General features: G+C 72.9%; 22 protein-coding genes and 1 pseudogene. 5 read left to right on the forward strand and 18 right to left on the reverse strand.

Translation table 11 applies throughout. The annotated features are described in order from the left end of the window. Positions 1–64 precede the first annotated feature (64 nt). The 7 genes from NQU55_RS32465 to NQU55_RS32495 form a co-directional block, all read right to left on the reverse strand. Positions 65–2,572 carry an NADH-quinone oxidoreductase subunit G gene (locus tag NQU55_RS32465; RefSeq protein ID WP_168094327.1) on the reverse strand — a complete coding sequence of 836 codons (2,508 nt, stop codon included), beginning with the start codon at positions 2,570–2,572 and terminating at the stop codon, positions 65–67. Beyond that, positions 2,569–3,930: an NADH-quinone oxidoreductase subunit NuoF gene (nuoF, locus tag NQU55_RS32470; protein WP_168094326.1), complete on the reverse strand. Its 1,362-nt coding sequence runs from the start codon at positions 3,928–3,930 to the stop codon at positions 2,569–2,571. Before nuoF ends, NQU55_RS32465 begins: the two co-directional genes overlap by 4 nt. Beyond that, positions 3,927–4,748, reverse strand: coding sequence for an NADH-quinone oxidoreductase subunit NuoE (gene nuoE / locus NQU55_RS32475; RefSeq protein ID WP_168094328.1), 822 nt, complete (start codon positions 4,746–4,748; stop codon positions 3,927–3,929). The genes nuoF and nuoE overlap by 4 nt, the downstream gene beginning before the upstream one ends. A gap of 145 nt (positions 4,749–4,893) precedes the next feature. Beyond that, positions 4,894–6,216: an NADH-quinone oxidoreductase subunit D gene (locus NQU55_RS32480; protein WP_168094325.1), complete on the reverse strand. Its 1,323-nt coding sequence runs from the start codon at positions 6,214–6,216 to the stop codon at positions 4,894–4,896. Next, positions 6,216–6,932, reverse strand: coding sequence for an NADH-quinone oxidoreductase subunit C (locus NQU55_RS32485; protein ID WP_168094324.1), 717 nt, complete (start codon positions 6,930–6,932; stop codon positions 6,216–6,218). Before NQU55_RS32485 ends, NQU55_RS32480 begins: the two co-directional genes overlap by 1 nt. Further along, positions 6,929–7,483, reverse strand: a complete 555-nt coding sequence (locus tag NQU55_RS32490) for a NuoB/complex I 20 kDa subunit family protein (RefSeq protein WP_058047632.1) — start codon at positions 7,481–7,483, stop codon at positions 6,929–6,931. The genes NQU55_RS32485 and NQU55_RS32490 overlap by 4 nt, the downstream gene beginning before the upstream one ends. 10 nt (positions 7,484–7,493) lie before the next feature. Further along, positions 7,494–7,853 (reverse strand): NADH-quinone oxidoreductase subunit A, encoded by a 360-nt coding sequence (locus tag NQU55_RS32495; RefSeq protein ID WP_058047631.1) that lies wholly within the window; start codon positions 7,851–7,853, stop codon positions 7,494–7,496. Positions 7,854–8,583: 730 nt separating this feature from the next. On the opposite strand from NQU55_RS32495, the gene NQU55_RS32500 reads away from it, so the two are divergent. Together NQU55_RS32500 and NQU55_RS32505 are read left to right on the forward strand one after the other, a co-directional pair. Further along, on the forward strand, positions 8,584–9,432 hold the full coding sequence (locus tag NQU55_RS32500) for a C40 family peptidase (RefSeq protein ID WP_168094323.1): 849 nt from the start codon (positions 8,584–8,586) through the stop codon (positions 9,430–9,432). 350 nt (positions 9,433–9,782) lie between these two features. Continuing rightward, complete coding sequence (locus NQU55_RS32505; RefSeq protein WP_168095116.1) at positions 9,783–10,805, forward strand: winged helix-turn-helix domain-containing protein; 1,023 nt, start codon at positions 9,783–9,785, stop codon at positions 10,803–10,805. A 9-nt stretch (positions 10,806–10,814) separates the two neighbouring features. On the opposite strand, the gene NQU55_RS32510 is transcribed toward NQU55_RS32505, so the two are convergent. From NQU55_RS32510 to NQU55_RS32545, 9 genes and pseudogenes are all read right to left on the reverse strand, one after another. Further along, complete coding sequence (locus NQU55_RS32510) at positions 10,815–11,444, reverse strand: hypothetical protein (protein WP_168095117.1); 630 nt, start codon at positions 11,442–11,444, stop codon at positions 10,815–10,817. Further along, positions 11,441–12,097, reverse strand: coding sequence for a hypothetical protein (locus NQU55_RS32515; protein WP_168095118.1), 657 nt, complete (start codon positions 12,095–12,097; stop codon positions 11,441–11,443). Before NQU55_RS32515 ends, NQU55_RS32510 begins: the two co-directional genes overlap by 4 nt. Positions 12,098–12,216: 119 nt before the next feature. Then, positions 12,217–13,494, reverse strand: coding sequence for a geranylgeranyl reductase family protein (locus NQU55_RS32520; protein ID WP_058047629.1), 1,278 nt, complete (start codon positions 13,492–13,494; stop codon positions 12,217–12,219). Between the two features lie 109 nt (positions 13,495–13,603). Then, a complete protein-coding gene (locus NQU55_RS32525; RefSeq protein ID WP_206329834.1) occupies positions 13,604–14,557 on the reverse strand; it encodes a serine/threonine kinase C-terminal domain-containing protein in 954 nt (317 codons plus the stop codon). Between the two features lie 393 nt (positions 14,558–14,950). Further along, positions 14,951–15,022, reverse strand: a pseudogene (locus NQU55_RS37225) (zinc-ribbon domain-containing protein); the annotation flags it as partial. 168 nt (positions 15,023–15,190) lie between these two features. Further along, positions 15,191–15,889 carry a demethylmenaquinone methyltransferase gene (locus tag NQU55_RS32530; RefSeq protein WP_168095120.1) on the reverse strand — a complete coding sequence of 233 codons (699 nt, stop codon included), beginning with the start codon at positions 15,887–15,889 and terminating at the stop codon, positions 15,191–15,193. 333 nt (positions 15,890–16,222) lie between these two features. Next, positions 16,223–16,882 (reverse strand): amidohydrolase family protein, encoded by a 660-nt coding sequence (locus tag NQU55_RS32535; protein ID WP_256791655.1) that lies wholly within the window; start codon positions 16,880–16,882, stop codon positions 16,223–16,225. A 7-nt stretch (positions 16,883–16,889) separates the two neighbouring features. Continuing rightward, a complete protein-coding gene (gene mqnC, locus NQU55_RS32540) occupies positions 16,890–18,101 on the reverse strand; it encodes a cyclic dehypoxanthinyl futalosine synthase (RefSeq protein ID WP_256791656.1) in 1,212 nt (403 codons plus the stop codon). Positions 18,102–18,153: 52 nt separating this feature from the next. Further along, positions 18,154–19,719 carry a serine/threonine-protein kinase gene (locus NQU55_RS32545; RefSeq protein ID WP_256791657.1) on the reverse strand — a complete coding sequence of 522 codons (1,566 nt, stop codon included), beginning with the start codon at positions 19,717–19,719 and terminating at the stop codon, positions 18,154–18,156. A 163-nt stretch (positions 19,720–19,882) separates the two neighbouring features. On the opposite strand from NQU55_RS32545, the gene NQU55_RS32550 reads away from it, so the two are divergent. Continuing rightward, positions 19,883–20,995 (forward strand): alpha/beta hydrolase, encoded by a 1,113-nt coding sequence (locus NQU55_RS32550; protein WP_168095410.1) that lies wholly within the window; start codon positions 19,883–19,885, stop codon positions 20,993–20,995. A gap of 48 nt (positions 20,996–21,043) precedes the next feature. Here the strand turns inward: NQU55_RS32550 and NQU55_RS32555 are convergent, their stop codons facing one another. Further along, positions 21,044–21,934: a menaquinone biosynthetic enzyme MqnA/MqnD family protein gene (locus NQU55_RS32555; RefSeq protein WP_168095411.1), complete on the reverse strand. Its 891-nt coding sequence runs from the start codon at positions 21,932–21,934 to the stop codon at positions 21,044–21,046. Between the two features lie 285 nt (positions 21,935–22,219). Between NQU55_RS32555 and NQU55_RS32560 the strand changes: the two genes are divergently transcribed. After that, positions 22,220–22,423: a cold-shock protein gene (locus NQU55_RS32560; protein WP_003984261.1), complete on the forward strand. Its 204-nt coding sequence runs from the start codon at positions 22,220–22,222 to the stop codon at positions 22,421–22,423. A 157-nt stretch (positions 22,424–22,580) separates the two neighbouring features. On the opposite strand, the gene NQU55_RS32565 is transcribed toward NQU55_RS32560, so the two are convergent. Then, positions 22,581–24,323 carry an AMP-dependent synthetase/ligase gene (locus tag NQU55_RS32565; protein ID WP_168095412.1) on the reverse strand — a complete coding sequence of 581 codons (1,743 nt, stop codon included), beginning with the start codon at positions 24,321–24,323 and terminating at the stop codon, positions 22,581–22,583. Positions 24,324–24,481: 158 nt separating this feature from the next. On the opposite strand from NQU55_RS32565, the gene NQU55_RS32570 reads away from it, so the two are divergent. Continuing rightward, positions 24,482–25,579 (forward strand): AraC family transcriptional regulator, encoded by a 1,098-nt coding sequence (locus NQU55_RS32570; protein WP_168095413.1) that lies wholly within the window; start codon positions 24,482–24,484, stop codon positions 25,577–25,579. Positions 25,580–25,890: the final 311 nt, after the last annotated feature.

The following is a 25,890-nucleotide window of genomic DNA, read 5'->3' on the forward strand; positions in this document are numbered from 1 at the left end:
TCCTCGGCGGCCAGTCCGGTCAGTCGGTGAGCCTGCACAGCCTGCACAGCTTCCACAGCGTTCACTACCGCGCCTCCGGTGTCCCGGTCCCGGTGCCCTCACCGGAATCCGCCCCGATCCGTACGAGCTCGCCGGGGCGCGCGCCGGTGTCCCCGGCGACGCCGCCGCCGGCCGAGTTCATCGGCAGCCACACCACGCGGTCCGGCATGGCCGTCACGCGCAGCGGCAGCCGCACCGTCCCGGCCTGGCCCGTCACCGCGAGCAGCTCGCCGTCGCGCACGCCCACCTCCGCGGCGGTCGCCGCGGACAGCCGGGCGAGCGCCGCGTGCCGCGTGCCGGCGAGGGCGTCGTCACCGTCCTGCAGGCGCCCCTGGTCCAGCAGCATCCGGTGACCCGCGAGCACCGCCTCGCCCGCGGCGGGCTGCGGCAGCGGCCGGGCGGCCTCCACCGGGTCCGCGGCGTGCGCCCCGTCCCAGGGGCCGAGGCGGCGCAGCTCCGCGCGGACGGCGTCGACGTCCGGCAGGCCGAGTCCGATGCCCATGGTGTCGGCCAGCATGTGCAGCACGCGGGCGTCCGCCGGCACGTGGCGGCGCGGCAGCTGATCGGGCCTGATCGCCACCTCGAACGGGCGGGCCCGGCCCTCCCAGTTGAGGAACGTGCCCGCCTTCTCGGCCACGGCCGCCACCGGCAGGACGACGTCCGCCCGGTCCGACACCTCGCTGGGCCGCTGCTCCAGGCTCACCAGGAATCCGACGGCGTCCAGCGCTTCACGCGCGCGTGCCGGATCGGGCAGGTCCGCGACCTCGACGCCGCCCACCAGCAGGGCGCCCAGCTCGCCCCTGGCCGCCGCCTCCACGATCTGGCCGGTGTCCCGGCCGGGGCTGCGCGGCAGGTCGGAGACGCCCCAGGCGGCCGCGGTCTCCTCGCGCGCCCGCGGGTCGGTGGCCGGGCGGCCGCCGGGCAGCAGCCCCGGCAGGGCCCCCGCCTCGATCGCGCCCCGCTCCCCCGCCCGGCGCGGGATCCACACCAGCTGCGCCCCGGTCGCCGCGGCGGCCGCGACGGCGGCCGTCAGCGCGCCGGGCACGCCCGCGAGCCGCTCGCCGACGACGATCACCGCCCCGTCCGCGCGCAGGGCGTCGGCCGCGGCCCGCCCCGGTGCGTCCGGGCCGGCCGCGTCGGCCAGCGCCCGCAGCCACTCGGTCTCGGTGCCGGGAGCGGCGGGCAGCAGCGTCCCGCCGGCCTTCTCCAGACCGCGGCTGGCGTGCGTGGCGAGCGCGAAGACGCGCTGCCCGTGCTTGCGCCAGGCCTTGCGCAGCCGCAGGAAGACGCCGGGCGCCTCCTCCTCCGCCTCGAAGCCCACCAGCAGAACCGCCGGGGCCTTCTCCAGAGCGGCGTACGTCGGCCCGCTCCCGTCGAGATCCCGGCCGCGGCCCGCGACGCGGGCGGCCAGGAAGTCCGCCTCCTCACCGCTGTGCACCCGGGCCCGGAAGTCGACGTCGTGCGTGTCGAGCGCCACCCGCGCGAACTTGGCGTACGCGTACGCGTCCTCGACCGTCAGCCGGCCGCCGGTCAGCACGCCCGCTCTGCCGCGCGCGGCCGCCAGCCCGCGCCCCGCGGCGTCCAGGGCCTCCGGCCAGCTCGCCGGTTCGAGCACGCCCTCGGCGCTGCGCACGAGCGGGTGGGCGAAGCGCTCCGGCCGCTGCGCGTAGCGGAACGCGAAGCGACCCTTGTCGCACACCCACTCCTCGTTGACCTCCGGGTCGTCGGCGGCGAGGCGGCGCATCACCTTGCCGCGCCGGTGGTCCGTCCGCAGCGCGCAGCCGCCCGCGCAGTGCTCGCACACCGACGGCGACGACACCAGGTCGAAGGGGCGCGAGCGGAAGCGGTACGCGGCCGAGGTCAGCGCGCCCACCGGGCAGATCTGGATGGTGTTGCCGGAGAAGTACGACTCGAAGGGAGCGCCCTCGCCCGTGCCGACCTGCTGCAGCGCCCCGCGCTCCAGCAGCTCGATCATCGGGTCGCCCGCGATCTGCTGGGAGAAGCGGGTGCAGCGCGCGCACAGCACGCACCGCTCGCGGTCCAGCAGCACCTGCGGGGAGATCGGCACCGGCTTCTCGAAGGTGCGCTTGCGGCCCTCGAAGCGGGTGTCGGCCTGCCCCGCCGTCATCGCCTGGTTCTGCAGGGGGCACTCGCCGCCCTTGTCGCAGACGGGGCAGTCCAGCGGGTGGTTGATCAGCAGCAGCTCCATCACGCCGCGCTGCGCCTTCTCGGCCACGGGCGAGGTCAGCTGCGTCCTGACGACCATGCCGTCCGTGCAGGTGATGGTGCAGGAGGCCATCGGCTTGCGCTGGCCCTCGACCTCCACGATGCACTGCCGGCAGGCGCCGGCGGGGTCGAGCAGCGGGTGGTCGCAGAAGCGGGGGATCTCGATGCCCAGCAGCTCCGCGGCACGGATGACCAGCGTCCCCTTGGGGACGGAGATCGCCGCGCCGTCGATCGTGAGGGAGACGAGGTCCTCCGGCGGCGGCTCCGCGCCCCCTCCTCCGGAGGGGGCAGACGTCGTGACCGTCACGCGTTCACCTCCAGGTGGGAGTTCTGTGGGCCGTCGGCCCACAGGGTCGACTTCGACGGGTCGAAGGGGCAGCCCCGGCCCGTGATGTGCTGCTCGTACTCCGCGCGGAAGTGCTGCAGCGAGGAGAGGATGGGCGCCGCGGCGCCGTCGCCGAGGGCGCAGAAGGACTTGCCGTTGATGTTGTCGGAGATGTCGGCGAGCTTGTCGAGGTCGGACTTGCGGCCCTTGCCGGCCTCGATGTCGCGCAGCAGCTGGACCAGCCAGTACGTGCCCTCGCGGCAGGGGGTGCACTTGCCGCACGACTCGTGCGCGTAGAACTCCGTCCAGCGGGTGACGGCGCGCACCACGCACGTCGTCTCGTCGAAGCACTGCAGCGACTTGGTGCCCAGCAGGGAGCCGGCGGCGCCCACGCTGTCGAAGTCCAGCGGCACGTCGAGGTGTTCGGCGGTGAACATGGGGCTGGAGGAGCCGCCCGGCGTCCAGAACTTCAGCCGGTGGCCCGGCCGCATGCCGCCGCTCATGTCGAGCAGCTGGCGCAGCGTGATGCCCATGGGGCCCTCGTACTGGCCGGGGTTCGCGACGTGCCCCGAGAGCGAATAGAGCGTGAATCCGGGGCACTTGTCGGTGCCCATCGAACGGAACCACTCCTTGCCCTTGTGGAGGATCGCGGGAACCGACGCGATGGACTCGACGTTGTTCACCACGGTGGGGCAGGCGTAGAGGCCCGCCACGGCGGGGAAGGGCGGCCGGAGCCGGGGCTGGCCGCGGCGCCCCTCCAGGGAGTCGAGGAGGGCGGTCTCCTCGCCGCAGATGTACGCGCCCGCGCCCGCGTGCACGGTCAGCTCCAGGTCCATCCCGGAGCCGAGGACGTTCTTGCCGAGGTAGCCCGCGGCGTAGGCCTCGCGCACGGCCTCGTGCAGCCGGCGCAGCACCGGCACGACCTCTCCGCGCAGATAGATGAAGGCCCGCTCGGAGCGGATCGCGTGGCAGGCGATCACGATGCCCTCGATGAGGGTGTGCGGGGCGGCGAAGAGCAGCGGGATGTCCTTGCAGGCCCCGGGCTCGGACTCGTCCGCGTTGACCACGAGGTAGTGCGGCTTGCCGTCGCCCTGCGGGATGAACTGCCACTTCATCCCGGTCGGGAAGCCCGCGCCGCCGCGGCCGCGCAGGCCCGAGTCCTTGACGTAGCCGATGACGTCGTCGGGGGCCATCGCGAGCGCCTTGCGCGCGCCCTGGTAGCCGTCGTGGCGCAGGTAGGTCTCCAGCGTCCAGGAGCGCGGCTCGTCCCAGAAGGCGCTCAGCACGGGAGCGAGCAGCTTTTCCGGGCTCGTCTCCCCCATCGCTGGTGCCATGGTCATCCCTCCCCCTCCTCGGTGACGGGTCCGGCGGGGTGGTCGGGGTCCGAGGCGGATGTCTTCTGCGGGGCGTCATGGGAGCTGAGGTGCTCGCCGGGCTGCTGCCGGGGCCCGGTTGAGGGCGGGGCGCCGCGGGGCGGGCCCACCCGGGCCGGGCCGGCGCCGTCGCCCTTGGCCAGCCGGAGCCCCGCCAGGGAGGCAGGGCCCGCGCCGCCGCTCGCCTCGACCGCGCCGGGGCGGGGGTCGGGGAAGCCGGCGAGGATCCGGGAGGTCTCCCGGAAGGTGCACAGCGGGGCGCCGCGGGTCGGATCGGCGCCGCGGCCGGCGCGCAGGTCGTCCACGAGGGCCTTGGCGCTCTCGACCGTCTGGTTGTCGAAGAACTCCCAGTTGACCATCACGACGGGAGCGAAGTCGCAGGCGGCGTTGCACTCGACGTGCTCAAGGGTGATCTTGCCGTCGGGGGTGGTGTCGCCGTTGCCGATGCCGAGGTGGCGGCGCAGGCCCTCGAAGATGGCGTCGCCGCCCATGACGGCGCACAGGGTGTTGGTGCACACCCCCACCTGGTACTCGCCACCGGGCTCGCGCCGGTACATGGTGTAGAAGGTGGCGACCGCCGTGACCTCGGCGGTGGTCAGGCCGAGCAGCTCGGCGCAGAACCGCAGGCCGGTGCGGGTGACGTGCCCCTCCTCGGCCTGCACGAGGTGCAGCAGCGGCAGGAGCGCGCTGCGGCTGTCGGGGTAGCGGGCGATCACCTCCCGCGCGTCGGCCGCGAGCTGCTCCCGTACGTCGGCGGGATAGTCGGGCGCGGGAAGCTGAGGCATCCCGAGCTGTACGTCATGGGTCACAGCGCCTCCCTGTTCTCCCCCAGTGCCTGAACGGCCTGGGCGGTACCCCCATCTCCGCCCCCGCGGCGCAGAGGTGCGGCTTTCGTGCTCGTCTGCGGCCCGGCGGCCGCGCGTGCGACGCTCACCTATCGACGCCTCCCATCACGGGGTCGATGGACGCCACCGCGACGATCACGTCGGCCACCTGGCCGCCCTCGCACATCGCCGCCATGGACTGCAGGTTGGTGAAGGACGGGTCGCGGAAGTGGACGCGGTAGGGGCGGGTGCCGCCGTCGCTGACGACGTGGACGCCCAGCTCGCCCTTGGGCGACTCGACCGCGGCGTAGGCCTGGCCGGGCGGGACCCGGAAGCCCTCCGTCACCAGCTTGAAGTGGTGGATCAGGGCCTCCATGGAGGTGCCCATGATCTTCTTGATGTGGTCGAGGGAGTTGCCGAGGCCGTCGGGGCCCAGGGCCAGCTGGGCGGGCCAGGCGATCTTCTTGTCCGCGACCATGACCGGGCCGGGGGCCAGCCGGTCCAGGCACTGCTCGATGATCCGCAGGGACTGGTGCATCTCCTCCAGGCGGATCAGGAAGCGCCCGTAGGAGTCGCAGGTGTCGGCGGTCGGCACCTCGAAGTCGTAGGTGTCGTAGCCGCAGTAGGGCTGGGACTTGCGCAGGTCGTGCGGCAGCCCGGTGGCACGCAGGATGGGGCCGGTCGCGCCGAGGGCCATGCAGCCGGCGAGGTCGAGGTGGCCGACGTCCTGCAGGCGGCCCTTGAAGATGGGGTTGCCGGTGGCGAGCTTGTCGTACTCCGGCAGGTTCTTGCGCATCTTCTTCACGAACTCGCGCACCTGGTCCACGGCGCCGGGCGGCAGGTCCTGCGCGAGGCCGCCGGGGCGGACGTAGGCGTGGTTCATGCGCAGGCCGGTGATCAGCTCGTAGACGTCGAGGACGAGCTCGCGGTCCCGGAAGCCGTAGATCATGATCGTGGTGGCGCCGAGCTCCATGCCGCCGGTGGCGATGCACACCAGGTGCGAGGAGATTCGGTTCAGCTCCATCAGGAGCACGCGGATGACCGAGGCGCGGTCGGGGATCTGCTCCTCGATGCCCAGGAGCTTCTCCACGCCGAGGCAGTACGCCGTCTCGTTGAAGAACGGCGTCAGGTAATCCATGCGCGTGACGAAGGTGGTGCCCTGGGTCCAGGTCCGGTATTCGAGGTTCTTCTCGATGCCGGTGTGCAGATAGCCGATGCCGCAGCGGGCCTCGGTGACGGTCTCGCCGTCGATCTCCAGGATCAGCCGGAGCACTCCGTGGGTGGAGGGGTGCTGCGGACCCATGTTGACGATGATGCGCTCGTCGTCGGCCTGCTTGGCGGTGGCCGCGAGTTCGTCCCAGTCGCCGCCGGTGACCGTGTAGACGGTGCCTTCCGTCGTCTCGCGCGGGCTTGCTTGTGATGCGCTCATCAGCTGTACGACCTCCGCTCGTCCGGAGCCGGGATGCGGGCGCCCTTGTACTCGACGGGGACACCGCCGAGGGGGTAGTCCTTGCGCTGCGGGAAGCCCTGCCAGTCGTCCGGCATCATGATCCGCGTGAGCGCGGGGTGGCCGTCGAAGACGATGCCGAAGAAGTCGTAGGTCTCGCGCTCGTGCCAGTCGTTGGTGGGGTAGACGTCGACGACCGACGGGATGTGCGGGTCGGCGTCGGGGGCGCTCACCTCCAGCCGGACCAGCCGGTTGTGGGTGATCGAGCGCAGGTGGTAGACGGCGTGCAGCTCGCGGCCCTTGTCTCCGGGGAAGTGCACTCCGCTCACGCCCGTGCACAGCTCGAAGCGGAGCGCGGGGTCGTCGCGGAGGGTGCGGGCGGCGCGGGGCAGGTGCTCGCGGGCGATGTGGAACGTGAGCTCGCCGCGGTCGACGACGGTCTTCTCGATCACGTTCTCCGGGAGGAGGCCCTGTTCCTCCAGGGCGCCCGCGAACTCGTCCGCCACCTCGTCGAAGTACCCGCCGTAGGGGCGGGTGGCCTCGCCGGGCAGCCGTACGGTCCGCACCAGGCCGCCGTAGCCGGTGGTGTCGCCGCCGTTGCGGGCGCCGAACATGCCGCGCTGGACGCGGACGGTCTCGCCGGAATCCTCCCGCTGGGCGGGCACCTGCTCGGGGGGGACCCGTTCCTGCTCGCTCACCGCAGCAGCCCCTTCATCTCGATCAACGGCAGGGCTTTGAGGGCCGCCTCCTCCGCCTCGCGGGCGGCCTCCTCGCGGTGCACCCCGAGCTTCTCGCCCTGGATCTTCCGGTGCAGCTTCAAGATCGCGTCCATGAGCATCTCGGGCCTCGGCGGGCAGCCGGGGAGATAGATGTCGACCGGCACGATGTGGTCGACGCCCTGGACGATCGCGTAGTTGTTGAACATGCCGCCGCTGGAGGCGCAGACGCCCATGGAGATCACCCACTTGGGGTTGGGCATCTGGTCGTAGACCTGGCGCAGGACGGGGGCCATCTTCTGGCTGACCCGGCCAGCGACGATCATCAGATCGGCCTGGCGGGGCGAGCCGCGGAAGACCTCCATGCCGAAGCGGGCCAGGTCGTAACGGCCGGCGCCGGTGGTCATCATCTCGATGGCGCAGCAGGCCAGGCCGAAGGTCGCCGGGAAGACGGACGACTTGCGGACCCAGCCGGCGGCCTGCTCGACGGTGGTCAGCGCGAAGCCGCTGGGCAGCTTCTCCTCGAGTCCCATGTGGTGCCCCCTAGTCCCATTCCAGGCCGCCGCGGCGCCAGACGTAGGCGTAGGCGACGAAGACGGTGAGCACGAAGAGCAGCATCTCCACGAGCCCGAACAGACCCAGGGCGTCGAAGGTGACGGCCCAGGGGTAGAGGAAGACGATCTCGATGTCGAAGACGATGAAGAGCATCGCCGTCAGGTAGTACTTGATCGGGAAGCGCCCGCCGCCCGCGGGCTGCGGGGTGGGCTCGATACCGCACTCGTAGGCCTCGAGCTTGGCGCGGTTGTACCTCTTGGGCCCGATGAGCGAGGCCATGACCACGGAGAAGATCGCGAAGCCTGCCCCGAGGGCTCCCAGTACGAGGATGGGCGCGTAGGCGTTCACCGCTCCTCGCTCCTTCCAGTCGACGCTGACTGCCGGCTTACCGGACCCGGCCGGGCGCACCGCCCTCGGTGACGACCACCGGAGATCACCGCGAAGATCACCGATATGTGAGGCAGTTCACAAGCCCGGGTCGATTGCATCCTATGCCCGCCGGTCTGTGATCTGCGACACGGGGTACACACCCGCGTTTGTGATCTCCACCACCTGACGAACGATCATCAAGTCGGATGAGCGGCGATCTTCATACGCGAAGCGCCCGAGTGATCACCAGAGGTGACAATCGGACGCCGAGTGCCTGGTCGGAGGGGTGTCGCATTATCAAGAGATGCCGCGCGCAGACAAATTGGCACGCGGCGCCTTCAACTGATATAGGAGCGCCGTCCGCTGACCCGGCGTCGCCCCGGAGGACGCACCGGGCGACGACCGGTGCCTCCGTTCACGAGGGCTCCCGCGGGGCGGGCGGGACGTGAGCTGCGCCACGCGCCGGACGGGTCTGGAACCGGTTTTGCCGGGTAGCCTCGACACGTGAGCCGAGATGGTGATATGACCATCGCCGATCATGACCGATGGCCAAAACCCCATGCTGAGGCGGCCGATAGGGGTCGGCGGGGCGCGGAGTGCCGTGATGTTCCCGTGATCAAATGCCCGAATTCTGGTCGCGTCCACGTCAATTGTGACGCACGTCACCTTTATTGAACTCACCCTGCGCGGACTGATAGTCCGTTGTCCCATGTCCCCCAACGCGCACATAACCAGCCACCGGAAGCCCCGTCGTACGGCCACCCAGTCGTGGGTCGTCCGCACTGGTGTTGCCGGTGGCGTCCTCAGCACCCTGGCCGTGGCCGGCGCCGGTTCCGCCACCGCCGCCGAGAAGCCCGTCGAGGCGACCGTCGAGATGCCCGCGGTCAACGCGGCCCTGGCCACGTCCATCGCGCAGAGCGCGGCGGCCACCCAGCAGACCGCCTTCGACTACCAGGACCGCGCGCAGCAGGACGAGGCCACCAGCAAGGTCGAGGCCGCCGCCAAGAAGGCGGCCGACGAGGCCGAGCGCAAGGCGGAGGCCGAGCGCAAGGCCGCCGCGGCCAAGGAGAAGCGCGAGAAGGAAGAGGCCCGCGCCTCCCGCGCCACCGAGCGCCAGAGCCTGAGCAGCAAGTCCGCCGCCCAGGACTCCGAGGACGCCGACGCCCCCGCCTCGTCCTCCGCCAAGAGCAGCGGCACCGCCACCGGCAGCACCGCCTCCCTGGTCTCCTTCCTCCGGGCCCAGGTCGGCAAGGCGTACGTGATGGGCTCCACCGGCCCGTCCTCCTACGACTGCTCCGGCCTGGTCATGGCCGCCTACAGCCAGATCGGCATCGACCTGCCGCGCATCTCGCAGGACCAGTCGACGGCCGGCACCCAGGTGTCGACCTCGAACCTGCAGGTCGGCGACATCCTCTACTGGGGCTCCGCCGGCAGCGCGTACCACGTGGCCGTCTACATCGGCGGCGGCAAGTTCATCGGCGCGCAGAACCCGAGCACGGGCATCGTCGAGCGCGACATGAGCTACTCCCCGCCCACGGGTGCCGTCCGCGTCCTCTGACGCCGGACCGCCCAGCGGCTCGCACACCCGCGAAGGGCCGCCGTCCCACCGCTCGGGACGGCGGCCCTTCGGCATGCCCGCCGGCGGCCGTGTCCCCCGCACGGCCCGCGGCGCGGCCTGCCCGCACGGACACCCTGCGACCCCCGTCGCCCCAGGACATCCGTGCCTCCCCCGGCACCGGGACGGACGCTCCGAGCCGCATGAGAAGCGGCCGCCCCGGTATGTGAAGTCTGCAAGCACCGTCACCGCGGGGACAAAGCCCTTCGGCGGGGACCGAATCCGGACTCCCCGTAAAGTTGTCCAGATCTGGACAGCTGGCCGATACCGCCGGGGCGCTACCTTCGGTCACCGTGCTGCGCATCCACTTCGGCCCCGAAGATCTCGGCAGGGTGCGCCTCGCGCCCGGCCCCGATCCGCTGGCGGAGGCGGCGCTGAGCCTGCCCGTGCTGCAGAACCGGTGGATGGGCGGCATCGCCCTGGACGGCTGGCGGCACCGCACCCAGCGCGGCCTGAGCCCGGTCATGCGGCCCCTGCTGGAGCTCGCCCCGGCCAACATGGGCGAGTACCTCCCCGAGGCGTTCCTGCACGCCGAGGACGGGGCCGGCTCGCTGGCGGAGAGCCTGGAGTCGGTGTGGTCGCTGCCGCGGAAGGTCTGGACGGCCGAGCTGGAGTGCGCGCTGGACCACCGCCCCGTGCCGCAGTGGTTCGGCGACCTGCACACCGCCGACCGCCCGGCCGCCCGGACCGTCGACCAGGCCTTCCGCTCGTACTGGGAGACGGCCCTCGCGCCGTACTGGTCGCAGGTCACCGCCTGCGTGCAGGCCGACCGCACGCGCCGCATCCGCACCGCCGCGGAACAGGGCGTCGAGCACCTGCTCGCCACCCTGCACCCCACCGTGCGCTGGGAGTCGCCCGTGCTGCACGTGCCCTGCATGCACAACGAGGGCTTCCACCGGGACTTCCACGACGTGCACCTGGCGGGCCGCGGCCTGACGCTCACGCCCTCGTTCTTCTGGCCGCACCCCACGGCCCGCGCCCACAGCGCGGACGACGAGGCCCCGATCGACCTGTGCTACCCCGTCGCCCTCGACCTGTCCGCCTACCAGGCGGTCCTCTCCCGCCCCGCCGCCCCGGGCGAACCCGGGCGGCTGACCGCGCTGCTGGGGCGCACCCGCGCCCGCGTGCTGGACGCGGCGGCCGAGGGCGGCAGCACGGCACAGCTCGCCCGCCGCACCGGCATCTCCCCGGCCTCGGCGAGCGAGCACGCGACGGTGCTGCGGGAGGCGGGCCTGCTCAGCACCACCCGCACGGGCCCTTCCGTGCATCACACGCTGACCCCGCTGGGACAGGCGCTCCTCAACGGGGTGGTGTGAGCGCGCGTCCTACATGCAGGGATCGCCGGCCGCCACGCGGCATTCGTCGCCGGGGTCGCCACCCGCGTACACGTAGCCTCTGTTGTGCTGGACGAAGATCGCGTCGGCATCGGGACCGCCGAGAACCCGGCCTCCGCGGGCCACGGTGCCGTGCACGTCGATCCTGTCCGTGCCGCGGGCGCCCGTGATCTCCCCGTGGACCGTGCCACCCGCTGCCACGGAGATCGTGTCGCTGCCCTGGCCGGTCCTGACGTGCCCGCCGGGCCCGATGGTGGCCGAGCCGCGGAACCCGACCGCGTCGTCGCCCTCCTGGGTTTCGACGCCGCCGCTCAGTTCACCGCTGGTGATCTCGACGCGGTCGGCCCCGCTGCCGCCCCGGACCACCCCGCCGATCGCGCCGGTGAGGGTGATGGTGTCGGCACCGCCGAGAGCGTCAACAGTGGTCTCGGCATCCACTCCGTCGGCGCAGACGATGGAGTCGTCCCCGTCGGTACCGCGGACGAACGGACCGGCTACGGGCACGCCGTTCACGCGGCAGGACGAGACGGCCCGGGCGGGGGCGGCGAGAGCGGCTCCGCCGAGGACGAGGACCGCGGTGGCGGCCAGGGCTCCGGTCGGACGGAGGGCGTGGCGGATCACGGGAGTTCGCAGTTGAGCGGGCGGTTGCCGCCGACGACGCAGATGTCGAAGCCGGGGCCGCCGTCGACCGTTCCCAGGTTGACCGGGACGACGATGATGTCGTCGTCGTCGACGCCCTCGACCAGTCCGAGGTTCACGACCCCGGGGCCGAAGGTGACGCTGTCGGGCCCCTTGGCGGCGCGGATACGGGTGGTGCCCGCAGTGGTGGCCCCCGGGAAGAGGGTGATCGCATCGCTGTCCTGGCCGCCGCGGACCGTCCCGTGGACATGGCCGTTGAGTTCGATCAGGTCGTTTCCGACCTGACCGTCGAGGTCACCGCTGGGGGTCAGCGTGGCGCCGCCGATCAGCCTGATGAGGTCCCTGCCGTCACCCGCGTTGACCCGCCCTTGCGTGAGGCCCGTGAGGGTGATGATGTCGTTCCCCTCCAAGGCGTCGACACGGTCCGCGGCGTCCAGGGACGAGCAGGTGATGACGTCGGGGCCGGGGGTGCCGGTGACGACCGGCCCCGGCTGCGCAACGCCGTTGACCACGCAGGAGGAAGCCGCATGGGCGGGGGTGGTGGCGAGGGTGGTCGCGGGCAGGGCCAGTGCGGCCGCCACGGCGGCGAGCCGGGCCGTCCGGCGGACGGACGGGGCTCTGTGCGCTGCATTCATGAGCGCACTCCCTTCGGGAGAAAGCGGGCCGGCTCCGCAGTGGAACCGGACTATCCCGTTTCTCCCGAAAGAGTGACACGCCGAAACGGCATCAGAACTACACGAAAGGGTTTACCCCGTCACGCCTTCGGCGCCACCCGGCTCAGCCCGTTGATGATGCGGTCCATCGCATCCCCGCCCTGCGGGTCCGTCAGGTTCGCCAGCATCTTCAGCGTGAACTTCATCAGCAGCGGGTGCGTCAGGCCGTGCTGGGCGCCGATCTTCATCACCTTCGGGTTGCCGATGAGCTTCACGAAGGCCCGGCCGAGCGTGTAGTAGCCGCCGTAGGTGTCCTTGAGGACCTTCGGGTAGCGCTGCAGGGCCAGCTCGCGCTGGGCGTACGAAGCGCGCGCGTGGGCCTGGACGATGACGTCCGCGGCGATCTGCCCGGACTCCATGGCGTACGCGATGCCCTCGCCGTTGAACGGGTTCACCAGGCCGCCCGCGTCGCCGACCAGCAGCAGGCCGCGCGTGTAGTGCGGCTGGCGGTTGAAGGCCATGGGCAGGGCGGCGCCGCGGATCGGGCCCGTCATGTTCTCCGGGGTGTAGCCCCAGTCCTCGGGCATCGAGGCGCACCAGGCCTTGAGGACCTCGCGCCAGTCCAGCTCCTTGAAGGAATCGGAGGTGTTGAGCACGCCGAGGCCGACGTTGCTCGTGCCGTCGCCCATGCCGAAGATCCAGCCGTAGCCGGGCAGCAGCCGGTCCTTCGGGCCGCGCCGGTCCCACAGCTCCAGCCAGGACTCCAGGTAGTCGTCGTCGTGGCGCGGGGAGGTGAAGTACGTGCGCACGGCCACGCCCATGGGGCGGTCCTCGCGGCGGTGCAGGCCCATGCCCAGCGACAGCCGGGAGGAGTTGCCGTCGGCCGCGACGACCAGCGGGGCGCGGAAGGTGACCGGGGTCTTCTCCTCGCCGAGCTTCGCCTCGACGCCCACGATCCGGCCCGTGCGGTCGTCGATGACGGGCGCGCCCACGTTGCAGCGCTCGTACATCCGCGCGCCGGCCTTCACCGCGTTGCGGGCCAGCTGCTCGTCGAAGTCGTCGCGCTTGCGGACCAGTCCATAGTCCGGGAAGGAGGCGAGATCCGGCCAGTCGAGCTGCAGCCGGACGCCGCCGCCGATGATGCGCAGGCCCTTGTTGCGCAGCCAGCCCGCCTCCTCGGAGATGTCGATGCCCATCGCCACGAGCTGCTTGGTGGCACGGGGGGTCAGCCCGTCGCCGCACACCTTCTCGCGCGGGAACGCCGTCTTCTCCAGCAGGAGGACGTCCAGTCCGGCCTTGGCGAGGTAGTACGCGGTGGTCGACCCGGCCGGGCCGGCCCCGACGACGATCACATCCGCGGAGTGTTCGGTATCGGTCACGGTCGGCTCTCCCGTTCGGCTGAGGACTGGTCACCCGAGTCTATGAGCCGCCCGGCCGCGGCCGGGCGGGGGCCACCCGGCCCTTCAGGGGGCGCCGGAGCGCGCCCGGCTACCCGGCCCGCCAGGAGCCGAGCGCGGTGTCGAAGGGCTTGCGGTACGCGTCCCCGCCGCCGTCCCGGCCGCGGAACATGATGGCGTACTCCGTGCCCGAACCGTCCACGTACGCCTGGTTGTAGCCGTGCATGGTGCGGCCGGAGGACTTCTCGACCCAGGTCCACTCCCACAGGGCGCCCGGGCGGCCCTGGAAGGTGTTGCGGGTCATCTTGACCCGCTTGTAGCCGTTCAGCTGGGCCACGCCCTTCTCCAGCTCCTGGAAGTGGTCGTAGGCGGGCTGCTTGGTGCCGTGCACGATGCCGATGCGCAGGTACTCGCTGCCCGTGCGGCCCGCGTAGTCGATCTGGCCGCTGCCGTTGTCCTCGCGGCGCCAGCCCTGGGGCACGGCGAGGGAGAACCCCTCCGGAGCGGACACGTTCTCGTACCCCGCGGGCGCGGGGCCGCCGCTCGCCGCCTCCGACGACGCGGAGGGCGACGGCGAGGCCGAGGCGGACTCGGAGGCGGACGGGGACGCCGACGCGGAGGCGGAGGCCGAAGGCGACGCGGACGGCGAGGCGGACGGCGACGGCGAGGGCGGCGTGCTCGGCGCCTTCGTAGGCGGCGCCGGCTCCACGGACTCGGTGTCCTCGATGCGGGCGGCGTCCCGCTTGCCGTCGTCCTTGCCCTGCGTCAGGAGGATCCCGCCGCCCACGGCTCCGCCGATCACCATGACCGCCACGGCGGCCGCCACCCAGCCGAGGTTGAGCTTGCGGCGGGCCTTGGGGAGCACGAAGAACTCGGGGGTGGGGCCGATGACGGTGAGCGGGTTCGCCTCCGGCGCGGGCGGGAAGGGCGGGGCGGCATGGCCCGGCACGGCTCCGGGGAGCGTCCCGGGCGCGGACGCCGGTGCCGGTGCGGCGGGGTACGCAGGCGCGGCGGCGGGCGCGGCCGGGCCGGCGGTGGCGGGCACGGTCCAGGGCGCGGGGGGCGGCGGGAGAACGGGGGGCACGGGCATGGGGGCCGGAGCCGCAGGGGCGGAGGCCGCGGAAGCGGAGGCCGCGGAAGCCGGGGCCGCGGAAGCGGAGGCCGCGGGAGCCGGGGCCTCGGAAACCGGAGCCGCGGGGGCGGGAGCCGCCGGGGCCGGGACCGCGGAAGCCGGGGTCGCGGGAGCTGGGGCCGCGGGAGCTGGGGCCGCGGGAGCCGAGGCCACATCCGGCGCCGGCGGGGCCTCCGGCGGGTCCGGTATCGGCGCCGCGCCCGGCTTGTCCGGTATCTCCTCCGCAGCCGGCGCCGCCGGCATCGGCGGGGCCTCCGCCCCGCCCCGCGCCACCGCGGCCGGTTCCGTCTCCAGCGGCCGTTCGCGCCCGCACTTCATGCAGAAGCGTGCTTCCGCGGGGAGCGTGGAACCGCAGGCGGGACAGCAGGGCAAGGTCATGGAGCGCTCCGGAGCTCGGGCGGGTCATTCGGAGGGCGGGGGTGCCTTGATCGTATCCACTGAGGGCGCCCTGCCCATGACAAACCGTCAGTCACCACCCAGGACGGCCCACCCGCGATCCGGCCCGCTCCGGGCCCGGCCCGTCCGGGACGCGTCCCCCCGGACGCGTCACTCCGAAGGCTTCGTGCCCCGGTGCAGCGCGACGACGCCGCCCGTGAGGTCGCGCCACGCGACCTTCGACCAGCCCGCCTCCTGCAGCAGCGCGGCCAGCTCCGGCTGGCGGGGCCAGGCGCGGATCGACTCGGCGAGGTAGACGTACGCGTCGGGGCTGCTGCTGACGGCCCGCGCGACCGGCGGCAGGGCCCGCATCAGGTACTCGCTGTAGACCGTGCGGAAGGGCGCCCACGTGGGCGTGGAGAACTCGCAGATCACCACGCGGCCGCCGGGCCGGGTCACGCGCAGCATCTCGCGCAGCGCGGCGCCGGTGTCCTGCACGTTGCGCAGCCCGAAGGAGATCGTGACGGCGTCGAACACCCCGTCCGCGAAGGGCAGCCGGGTGGCGTCGCCCGCGGTCAGCGGCATCCAGGGGTTGCGCTTCTTGCCCTCGCGCAGCATGCCGACGGAGAAGTCGCACGGCACGACGTAGGCGCCGGCCATGGTGAACGGCAGCGAGGAGGTGCCCGTGCCGGCCGCGAGGTCCAGGACCTTCTCCCCCGGGCGGGCGTCGACGGCCCGGGCGACGGCCTTGCGCCACAGACGGGCCTGGCCGAGCGAGAGCACGTCGTTGGTGAGGTCGTATTTGGCCGCCACGTCGTCGAACATCGCGGCGACTTCGTGCGGCTGCTTGTCCAGGGATGCTCGGGTCACGCCCCCATTGTTCACCCCCGGGGCGGGCGGGGACGCAGAGGGTGGCTGGACGGGGACGGCGCGCCCGGGAAGGACCGGCCGCCCTGCGGTGCCGACTGCGCTCGTCCCGGGAGCCCCCGCTCCCCGGGACCGCCGGACCCCCCGCCCGGCGTTGCGCGCCCTTGCGGCCCGGCGTCACGAACCGTTGCCAGGGCCCTCCACAGTGGCACCGCGGGACGTCCGTAGCGGCCGTCCCCGCGCTGCCCATCCTGCCCCGCGGAACGGACCAGGGCCTTCCGCCTTGACGGGCTCCTGACGCAGGGGCCGGGCGTCCTTACGGATCACTGACGGCGGTCAGCGCCGCCGGTACACCAGCCGGCCGCCCAGCACCGTCGCCACGCACGTCCCCGCGCCCGCCGACAGGAGCGCCGCCTCGTCCGGCACGTCGAAGGCGGCGAGGTCGGCCGGACCGCCGACGGCGAGAGGCGCCTCGGCGGAGCCGGGCAGGTCCCGGCCCTCCCGCAGGGGGTCCAGGTCCGGACCGTCGAGCAGGATCCCCGGCGCGAGGCGCGCGGAGACGACCCTCATCCCCGACCGGGCGACCGCCGTCGCCACCACCGGGTCCGTGAAGCCGCCCGTCGCGGCCACCGCCGTGGTGCCGTGCCGCAGCATCTGCTGCAACCCGCGCCGGACGCTGCCCGCCCGGCGGGTCTCGGTCATCTCCAGCGCCGCGAGCCGCTCGCCGGTGAGCGGGCGGTCCCCCAGCTCGTCGTACTCGCGCGGATCCGGGAAATAGGCGTCTCCCAGGAGCCGCGCCGCGTGCCACTGGCGCAGACCGGGCGTCAGCACGCCCGGCCAGCGACGCTCGCGCGCCCGCGGAAAGGCCGCGGCGACCTCCTCGTACGGGCCGATCGCCGCGATCGTGTCCCCGTCCACCAGCACGGCCCCGCCGGGCACGGGAGCCGCGCCCGGGGCGGCGGTCAGCAGCAGGCCGGCCGTGTGCAGCGTCAGCACAGCGGCGTCAGCTCGCGTCGATGAGCTTCAGCTCGGGGTGGGCCGTGCCGCCCTCGATCGCCGTCGACGACAGGTGCGAGACGACGCGGTCGTCGACCGGGTCGTTCGCCGGGTCCTCGTGCACGAGCAGGTGCTCGTACGTGGTGGCGCGCTGCGCCGGGACGCGGCCCGCCTTGCGGATGAGGTCGATGAGCTCCATGCGGTTGGAGCGGTGCTTGGCGCCGGCCGAGGAGACGACGTTCTCCTCCAGCATCACCGAGCCCAGGTCGTCCGCGCCGTAGTGCAGCGAGAGCTGGCCCGCCTCCTTGCCGACGGTCAGCCAGGAGCCCTGGATGTGGGCGACGTTGTCCAGGAACAGCCGCGCGACGGCGATCATCCGCAGGTACTCGAAGACGGTCGCCTGCGTACGGCCCTTCAGCACGTTGTTCTGCGGCTGGTAGGTGTACGGGATGAAGGCGCGGAAGCCGCCCGTGCGGTCCTGCACGTCACGGATCATCCGGATGTGCTCGATCCGCTCGGCGTTGGTCTCGCCGGTGCCCATCAGCATGGTGGAGGTCGACTCGACGCCCAGGGTGTGGGCGAGCTCCATGATCTCCAGCCAGCGCTCGCCGGACTCCTTCAGCGGCGCGATGGCCTTGCGGGGCCGTGCGGGCAGGAGTTCGGCGCCGGCGCCCGCGAAGGAGTCCAGGCCGGCGGCGTGGATGCGGCGGATGGCCTCCTCCGCGCTCACCCCGGAGATCCGCGCCATGTGCTCCACCTCGGACGCGCCGAGGGAGTGGATCACCAGCTGCGGGAACTCCTTCTTGATGGCGGAGAAGTGCTCCTCGTAGTACTCCACGCCGTAGTCCGGGTGGTGGCCGCCCTGGAACATGATCTGCGTGCCGCCGAGCTCCACGGTCTCCGCGCAGCGGCGCAGGATGTCGTCGAGGGGGCGCGTCCAGACCTTGTCGCTCTTCGGCGGGGCGTAGAAGGCGCAGAACTTGCACGCGGTGACGCACGAGTTCGTGTAGTTGATGTTGCGCTCGATGATGTACGTCGCGATGTGCTCGGTGCCCGCGTAGCGCTTGCGGCGCGCCGCGTCGGCCGCCGCGCCGAGCGCGTGCAGCGGCGCGGAGCGGTAGAGCTCCAGCGCCTCCTCGGGAGTGATGCGGCCACCGGCGGCGGCGCGGTCGAGGACGGCTGTGACATCAATGGTCGTGAGGTCGGCCTTCTCGCTCACCGGGGCGTCCCTTCGGAGGGGGTTTGACACGACCGTCAGCCTACGCCAGCCCTCATCCGTCCCGGCGGGTGAGGGTTGCGTGGGGGCTGCCGCCCTTGGTGTCCTCGGACGTGTACATGAGCTTGCCGTCGGCGGCCAGGGAGAACGTGATCCGCGCGGTCTCGCCCGTGCACCCGAGCGACGGCGTGCCGTCGGTGGCCTCTTCCAGGGTGAGCCGGGTGGGGACGGCGGTCAGCAGCTTGCCCTTGCTGCGGCACTCCAGGACGTTGAGCGCGGAGTAGGTGGTGCGGACGACGTAGGCGCCGGGGGCGCCGTCGGCGATGACGGCGGTCATGGTGCCGTTGGGGGTGCCGTCGCTCTGGACGACCTGCCCGGTCCAGGTGCCGAGGAACTGCTCGGGCACGGACTTCGCCCGGCCGCCCCCGGTGCCCGTGGTGGTGCCGGCCCCGCCCTTGCCGCCGTCCCCGCCCGGCAGGAGGCCGAGGCTGAGCACCACGGCGACGGCCGCCGCGAGCAGGAGCGCGCCGACCGCGGCGAGCACGGCCTTCGTTCTGCGTCGTCCCGCACCGGCTCCTGGGGAGGGGTCCGCGGCCTCCGCCGCGGGCGGCAGCCCCGCACCCCACGGGGGCGGCACGGCGTCCTCCGGGGACGGGGCGGCACCGGCGGGCGGCGGGGCGGCGTCCGCCCGGAGCGGGCCCGCGTCCGGGGCCGTGGGCGCTCCCCCTTCCAGGTCCAGCAGCTCCACCGCGCGCCGGCTCACGCGCTCCACCACGGGCCCGGGCAGCCAGCCCGCGCCCACCAGGGCTCCGGCACCCTCCGGGGCCAGCCGGCGGGCGACCTCCTCCGGGGCAGGGCGGGCCGCCGGATCCTTGGCCAGGCATTCACCGACCAGGGAGCGCAGCTCCCCGGTGAGGCCCGGCCCGAGGACCGGCGCCTCGTGGACGACCTTGTAGAGCAGCACCGCCGCGCCGTCCCCGGCGAAGGGCGGCTCGCCCGTGGCCGCGTAGGCGAGCACGGCCCCCAGGGAGAAGACGTCCGCCGCCCCCGTCACCCCGTGGCCGAGGATCTGTTCCGGGGCCATGTAGCCGGGCGAGCCGACCGAGACGCCCGTGGCCGTCAGCGACGCCGTGCCGTCCGTGGCCCGGGCGATGCCGAAGTCGATCAGCCGGGGCCCGTCGAGGGTGAGCAGCACGTTGGACGGCTTGACGTCGCGATGGACGAGGCCGAGCGCGTGGACGGCCGCCAGGGCCTCCGCGAGCCCCGCGCCGAGGGCCCGCACGGTCCGCCCGGGCTGGGGACCGCCGGCCAGGACGGCCTCGGTGAGGGACGGGCCGGCCACGTAGCCGGTCGCCACCCAGGGCACCGCGGCGTCCGGGTCCGCGTCCAGCACGGGAGCCGTCCACGCCCCGCCCACGCTGCGCGCGGCCTCGACCTCGCGCCGGAAGCGCGCGCGAAACTGCTCATCCAGGGCAAAATGGGGATGAACGGCCTTGACCGCGACGGTCCGGCCGCCGGCGCTGCGGCCCAGGTACACACGGCCCATGCCGCCCGCCCCCAGCCTGCCCAGCAGCCGGTACGCACCGATGACCTGCGGATCTTCCGGCAGCAAGGGTTCCATCGGGCCTTTCGCCTCCCCCGGCGGGGGCCTGGGGCCCCGGTTTTTCGGCCTATGACTCAATTCACGGGGTGTCCCAGGAACCCCCCAGGGCGGTTTCCCCATCCACCAGGACGGAACAAACCGTCATGTCCTTCGGGGCAGCAGCAACGTCCGGAGCGACGCGATGACGTACTCACCACACGGGGCCTACCAGTCCCAGGGCCACCAGCGCGCATCCCGCGCCAAACGATGGACGATCATCGTGGCGTCCATAGCCGTGGTCGGCCTGATAACCGCCGGCATCATGAACTACTTCAAGTTCGGCCCGTTCTCGGACAAGGGCAAGCCGGTCAGCTTCGGCCAGGACCAGCCCGGCGGCGGCCAGGCCGGCGGCGCGAACGGCCCGCAGAAGGCGGACTCCAAGGTCCTGATGCCGACGGGCCCCAAGGCCGAGTTCAAGAACACCAGCACCCTCTCGGACGGCACCCAGGTCGCCGTGACGACCCTGGACGGCAAGAAGTCCGGCTTCAAGGGCAAGGTGTGGGTCTGGGCGCCCAAGGCGTACAACGACCCGAAGTTCAAGGACCACGGCTTCCCGGTCCTCGTCGCGCTCCCCGGCGGCCCCGGCTTCCCGAACAACTACTGGATGGACGACGGAGGCCTGCACCTCGAGTCGTCGGTCACCAAGTGGTACAACGAGGGCAAGGGCAAGCCGTTCATCCTGGCCATGCCGGTCCTCAACCCGAAGCCGGACGACGGCGGCCTCTACTGGGACGGCAGTGACATCCCGGGCCAGCCGAAGATGGGCACCTGGCTGACCGAGGACGTCCCGGACCTGGTCAAGGCCAACTTCCGCACGGTGAAGTCGCGCGACGGCTGGGCGTTCATGGGCTCCTCCTCCGGCGCCTTCTCCGGCCTGAAGGCCGTCCTGAAGCACCCGGACAAGTTCAAGGCCGTGATCGCCTCCGGCCCGGACATCGTCCCGGACTCCCCGCTGTGGAAGGGCCACGAGAAGGAGAAGGCCGAGAACAACCCCGAGGTCCTCGCGAAGAACCTGATCGCCGCGAACAAGCCCGGGACCGACGTCTACCTCGCGTTCCAGTACGGGACGAAGGAGGCCAGCGTCATCCCGCACGTGGACAGGTTCATCGCGACCTACGGCAACAAGGGCCCGATCCACACGCGCCTGCAGAAGATCGAGGGCGGCAAGCACAACGCCAAGACCTACATCCAGGGCATGAACGACGGCAGCATGCAGTGGATCAGTGAGCACATGGTGGGCCCCGTCGCCCCGTAGCCTCCGGGCTGACTGCTTGTTCCGGGAGCCCTGATCCCCTCCGGGGGGTCAGGGCTCCAGCAGTTCCACCCGCACGTCGGCCGGGAAGCCCGTCGTCGGGCCCGTGCGGCGGGCGAACTCGGTGACGCCCGCGAGCTGGTCCGGGCCGAAGCGGAAGTCCAGCGTCCTGAAGTAGCGCTCCAGCAGCCCGGCGTCGAAGGCCTCCCAGCGCGCCGCCTGCTCGGCCACCTTCGCCACCTCTTCCAAAGAGACGTCCCGGGAGGCCAGGAAGGCCTCGTGGACCTTGGCCACGATGTGCGGCTCGCGGGCCAGGTAGTCCCGGCGCACGGCCCACACCGCGAAGACGAACGGCAGGCCCGTCCAGTCCTTCCACATCTGCCCGAGGTCGTGGACCTCCAGGCCCAGCCGCGGGGCGTCGTGCAGGGAGGCCCGCAGGGCGGCGTCCCCAATCAGCACGGCGGCGTCCGCCTCGCCCATCATCAGGCTCAGGTCCGGCGGGCAGGTGTAGTAGTCCGGCCGCACACCGTACCGCTCGGCCAGCAGCAGCTGCGCCAGGCGCACGGAGGTGCGGGATGTGGAGCCCAGCGCGACGCGGGCGCCGTCCAGCCGGTCCAGGGGGACCTGCGAGACAATCACGCAGGACATGACCGGGCCGTCGCAGCCCACGGCGATGTCCCGCAGGGCGACCAGGTCGTCGGCGTTGCGCAGGAACTCGACGAGGGTGACCGGGGCGATGTCCAGCTCGCCCTCGATCAGCTGCCGGCTGAGCTTCTCCGGGGTGTCCTTGGTCAGGTCCAGGTCCAGCAGGGTGCCGGTGCGCGCGAGGCCCCAGTACAGGGGCAGGCAGTTCAGGAACTGGATGTGACCCACGCGCGGACGGCTGCGCTGGGGGATGCCGGCTTCGGGGTCGGTCTCTACGGCCGAGGCAGAAATGTCCACATCCGGAGGCTAGCCCCGGGCGGCCGGGACGGCGGTGGCGGGGGTCCGCCGGGCGGTGCCCGACTCGGGATCTTTTCCGTCAGGAACACCGGGAAAACCATCCGACAGCGTGATCTTCAACTCCTTCCGCGCGAGAACCCTCGCGTGCTAGGCTCGCCGCAAGTTGCAGTTTGGTTTCCCTTGCAGTACAGAGCCTGCGGAGCATGTGACCCGCAGGCTTTTGTAGTTTTCAGACTTCTCGCAGGTTCTGGAGCAGGGCAACCCTTTGGGCCCAAGGAGGGCTTTATGGCTACCGGAACCGTGAAGTGGTTCAACGCTGAAAAGGGCTTTGGCTTCATCGCCCAGGACGGCGGGGGCCCCGACGTCTTCGTCCACTACTCCGCGATCAACGCCTCTGGCTTCCGCTCCCTCGAGGAGAACCAGCAGGTCAACTTTGACGTCACGCAGGGCCCGAAGGGTCCGCAGGCGGAGAACGTCACCCCGGTCTGATCCTCGGATCTCTCCGGATCGACCGATCGCGGTCGACGTGCTGTACCCAAGGAGCCCTGCTCCCCCGCCTCGGCGGAGGGGGCGGGGCTCCTGCCTTTCACCCACCCGTCGCTGATCGTTAACCCTCCCTTAGCGACTTCTTGTTGACCACTTTCTTTCACTTTCTGTCATACAGTGCATTGATTTCGATCGCATAGCGTTCGGCGATCACGGACCGCCGCACTTTGAGGGTCGGCGTCAGCGTCCCGTCCGCCACCGTGAAATCTCCGTCGACAATCCCGAAGGCCCGAATCCGGGCCGGCCGGGACACCGTCGCGTTCGCCGCCTTCACCGCCTCCGCGCACAGCTCCCGCACCGCCGGGTGCCGGGCCGGCCGCCCGCCGAGGTCCACGCCCTCGCGCGCCGCCCAGGCCCCGACCTCCTCCGCGTCCAGCGTGAGCAGCGCCACCGGATAGGGACGCCGGTCGCCGATCAGCACGGCACGGGAGACCCACCGGGACTGCTGCACGGCGAACTCGACCGGCGCCGGCGCGAGGTTCTTGCCGCCCGACGTGATGATCAGGTCCTTCTTCCGGCCGGTGATCGTGAGGTAGCCGTCCGCGTCGAGCGCGCCGAGGTCCCCGGTGTGCAGCCAGCCGTCCGCGTCCAGCACCCCGGCGGTCGCGGCCGGGGCGTTGCGGTAGCCCGCGAAGACGCCCGGGCCGCGGGCCAGCACCTCGCCGTCCTCCGCGATCCGCACCTCGACGCCGGGCACAGGCCTGCCGACCGTCCCGGGGCGGACCCCGCCCGGGTGGTTCAGGGTGATCACGCCGGTGGCCTCCGTCATCCCGTAGCCCTCGTAGAGGGCGATGCCGCAGGCGCGCAGGAAGTCCAGGGTCTGCGGGGCGATCGGGGCGGCGCCGGTGATCGCCAGCTTCAGCCGGCCCCCGAAGGCCGCCCGGACCCGCGCGAACACGCCCTCGTCCGCCGCCCGCCAGGCCGTAAGCAGCTCGCCCGCGGGCTCCTCGCCCCGCGCGCGCACGGCGGCGGCCTCCAGCCCGGTCCGCACCGCAGCCTCCAGCCGGGCCCGGCCGTCCGGCCCCGAGGCCTCGGCCGACGACACCACCGTCGCGTGCACCTTCTCGAACAGGCGCGGTACGGACGGCAGATGCGTGGGCCGCGCCTCGGCCAGCTCGGCGACGACGTCCTCGATCCGCCCGCCGAAGTAGCACAGGGTGCCGCCGCGGACGAACACCGACAGCTGGATGAGCTGGGCCAGGAGGTGCGCGAGGGGCAGGTAGAGATACGTGACGTCACCCGGCCCGCCCCCGACGAGGTCGGCGGAGGCGTCGTCGACGGCCGTGAAGTTGCCATGCGTGAGACAGCAGCCCTTGGGCGGGCCCGTGGTGCCGGAGGTGTAGACGACGGCGCACAGGTCGGCGGGGGTGACGGCCGCGCTCCGGGCCAGGAGCTCGGCCGCGGGCACGTCGCCGTGGGGCGGCGGAGCGTCCATCGGCACCACGTGCCGCAGCTCCGGCAGCCCGCCGCGGACGGCCGTCACGCGCGCCGCCAGGTCCGCGGTCCCGCACACGGCCACGGACGCGCCCGAGTCGGCCAGCACCCAGGTCAGTTCCTCGTCGCCCGCCGTCGGGTAGACCGGCACCACGACGGCGCCGGCGGCCAGCGCGCCGAAGTGCGTACGGGTCCACGCCGGAGCGGTCTCGGAGAGGACGGCCACCCGGTCCCCGGGGCGCACCCCGAGCGCCATCAGCCCGCGCCCGGTCTCCTGCACGGCCTCCCACAAGCCGGCATAGGTGAGCTCCGCCCACCCTCCCCCGCGGCGGAACCGCTGGGCGGGCTGCGGACCGTACTGCCCGGCGGCCCACTGGACGAGAACGGCGAGCGTAGGGGGGCGCGGCATGGGTTCCTCCCTGGTGGCTGAGGCCGGCCCGCCCCTCGCGCGGGAGCGCGCCGCGTGCCGAGACCTTCCCGAACGCTAGGGACGTTCGCCCGCGCGGGGGATGACCGGAACGGTCGGCCCCACTGACCCCGGCGCTCAACGGAGTTACCGTCATTCACATGACGAGTCGCACGATCACCGTGCATCACGTACGCGCCACCCTCACCGGCCCGCGGCGACTCGGCATCGACACCGTGCCGCTCCTGCAGAGCGCCCGCATCCCCCCGCTGCTCCTCGGCGACGCGCACGCGCGCGTGGCGCCCGAGCAGTTCGCCCGTCTGGTCACCGCCGTCCGGCAGGCCACCCGCGACGAGTTCCTGGGCCTGGGGCCCGTGCCCAGCCGGCCCGGCACGTTCGCGATGATGTGCCACGCGAGCATCGGCTGCCCCGACCTCGGCACGGCCCTGCGCCGCGCCACCCGCTTCTACGGCCTCTTCCCCGGCGGCCCCGACCTCGCCGTCGAACGCACCGGGCCCGACGCCGCGTTCGCCGTGCGCACCGATCTGCGGGCGCTCGCCGAGGCCCCCTTCGTCGCCGAGTGCCTGGTGCTGGTCTGGCACCGCGCGGCGAGCTGGCTGATCGGCCGCAGGATCCCCCTGCGCTGGGCGGAGTTCGCCCACCCGGCGCCGCCGTACGCGGACGAGTACGGCCTGCTGTTCGGCTGCCCGGTCCGCTGCGGCGCGCCGCGCACCCGCGCCGGGTTCGACCCGCGCTGGCTGGCCGCGCCCGTCGTCCGGGACGAGGCCGGCCTGGCGGAGCTGCTGCGGCGCGCGCCCGCCGGGCTGCTCAGCCGCCGCGAGTACGGCACGACGGTCGCCGAGCAGGTGCGGCACGCGCTCGTGCGGGCCCTGCGGGAGGCGGCCCCGCAGCGCCGGGCGGCCCGGCTGCCGGAGGTGGCGCAGCTCGCCGCGCGGCTGGCGGTCAGCCCGGCGACGCTGCGGCGGCGGCTGCAGGAGGAGGGCACGTCCTACCGGCGGCTGCGCGACCAGGTGCTGCGGGAGGCGGCGGTGGCCGGGCTGGCGGAGGGGCGGGAGCCGATCGCGGAGCTCGCGGCGCGGCTGGGCTTCTCCGAGGACACGGCCTTCCACCGCGCGTTCCGCCGCTGGACGGGCACCACCCCGGGTGCGTACCGGCTCCTGGGCGCGCGAACGGGGTCGGCAAAGCCGGCCGTGAACGGCGGGGCAAAGCCCGGCCATGACGGGGGTCAGCAAAGCTGAGCTTTCCGGTCAGCTTCTTTCCTACCCGTCGGTCACTACGGTCTCCCCGACTCCCGCCGTCACCGGGGAGTTTCGCGGAGGGGATCCGCGACGAGACATGAGTGACCCCTCACAACTGCACTGTCGGGAGAGCCGCATGCACTTGCGTAGGCACCTGCGTACGAAGGCCTGGGCCGCCCTCGCCGCACTGGCCGTCTCACTGGGCTTCGCGGGCACGGCGGGCGCCGCCCGGCCCCCGCCCCCCGCCCGGCCGGGGGGCGTCGGCACCCCCCCCCCCGCCCCCCTCCACCCCCCGCCCCGCCCGCCCACCG

Origin of the sequence: Streptomyces telluris (assembly GCF_024519335.1) — a bacterium.
Classification (GTDB): Bacteria; Actinomycetota; Actinomycetes; order Streptomycetales; family Streptomycetaceae; genus Streptomyces; species Streptomyces telluris.

Coding starts and splice junctions, on each gene's coding strand:
- nuoF (WP_168094326.1), bottom strand. CDS start 3,930: ATGACCATGGCACCAGCGATGGGGGAGACGAGCCCGGAAAAGCTGCTC.
- nuoE (WP_168094328.1), bottom strand. CDS start 4,748: ATGCCTCAGCTTCCCGCGCCCGACTATCCCGCCGACGTACGGGAGCAG.
- NQU55_RS32480 (WP_168094325.1), bottom strand. CDS start 6,216: ATGAGCGCATCACAAGCAAGCCCGCGCGAGACGACGGAAGGCACCGTC.
- NQU55_RS32490 (WP_058047632.1), bottom strand. CDS start 7,483: ATGGGACTCGAGGAGAAGCTGCCCAGCGGCTTCGCGCTGACCACCGTC.
- NQU55_RS32500 (WP_168094323.1), top strand. CDS start 8,584: ATGTCCCCCAACGCGCACATAACCAGCCACCGGAAGCCCCGTCGTACG.
- NQU55_RS32515 (WP_168095118.1), bottom strand. CDS start 12,097: ATGAATGCAGCGCACAGAGCCCCGTCCGTCCGCCGGACGGCCCGGCTC.
- NQU55_RS32545 (WP_256791657.1), bottom strand. CDS start 19,719: ATGGAACCCTTGCTGCCGGAAGATCCGCAGGTCATCGGTGCGTACCGG.
- NQU55_RS32550 (WP_168095410.1), top strand. CDS start 19,883: ATGACGTACTCACCACACGGGGCCTACCAGTCCCAGGGCCACCAGCGC.
- NQU55_RS32560 (WP_003984261.1), top strand. CDS start 22,220: ATGGCTACCGGAACCGTGAAGTGGTTCAACGCTGAAAAGGGCTTTGGC.
- NQU55_RS32565 (WP_168095412.1), bottom strand. CDS start 24,323: ATGCCGCGCCCCCCTACGCTCGCCGTTCTCGTCCAGTGGGCCGCCGGG.
- NQU55_RS32570 (WP_168095413.1), top strand. CDS start 24,482: ATGACGAGTCGCACGATCACCGTGCATCACGTACGCGCCACCCTCACC.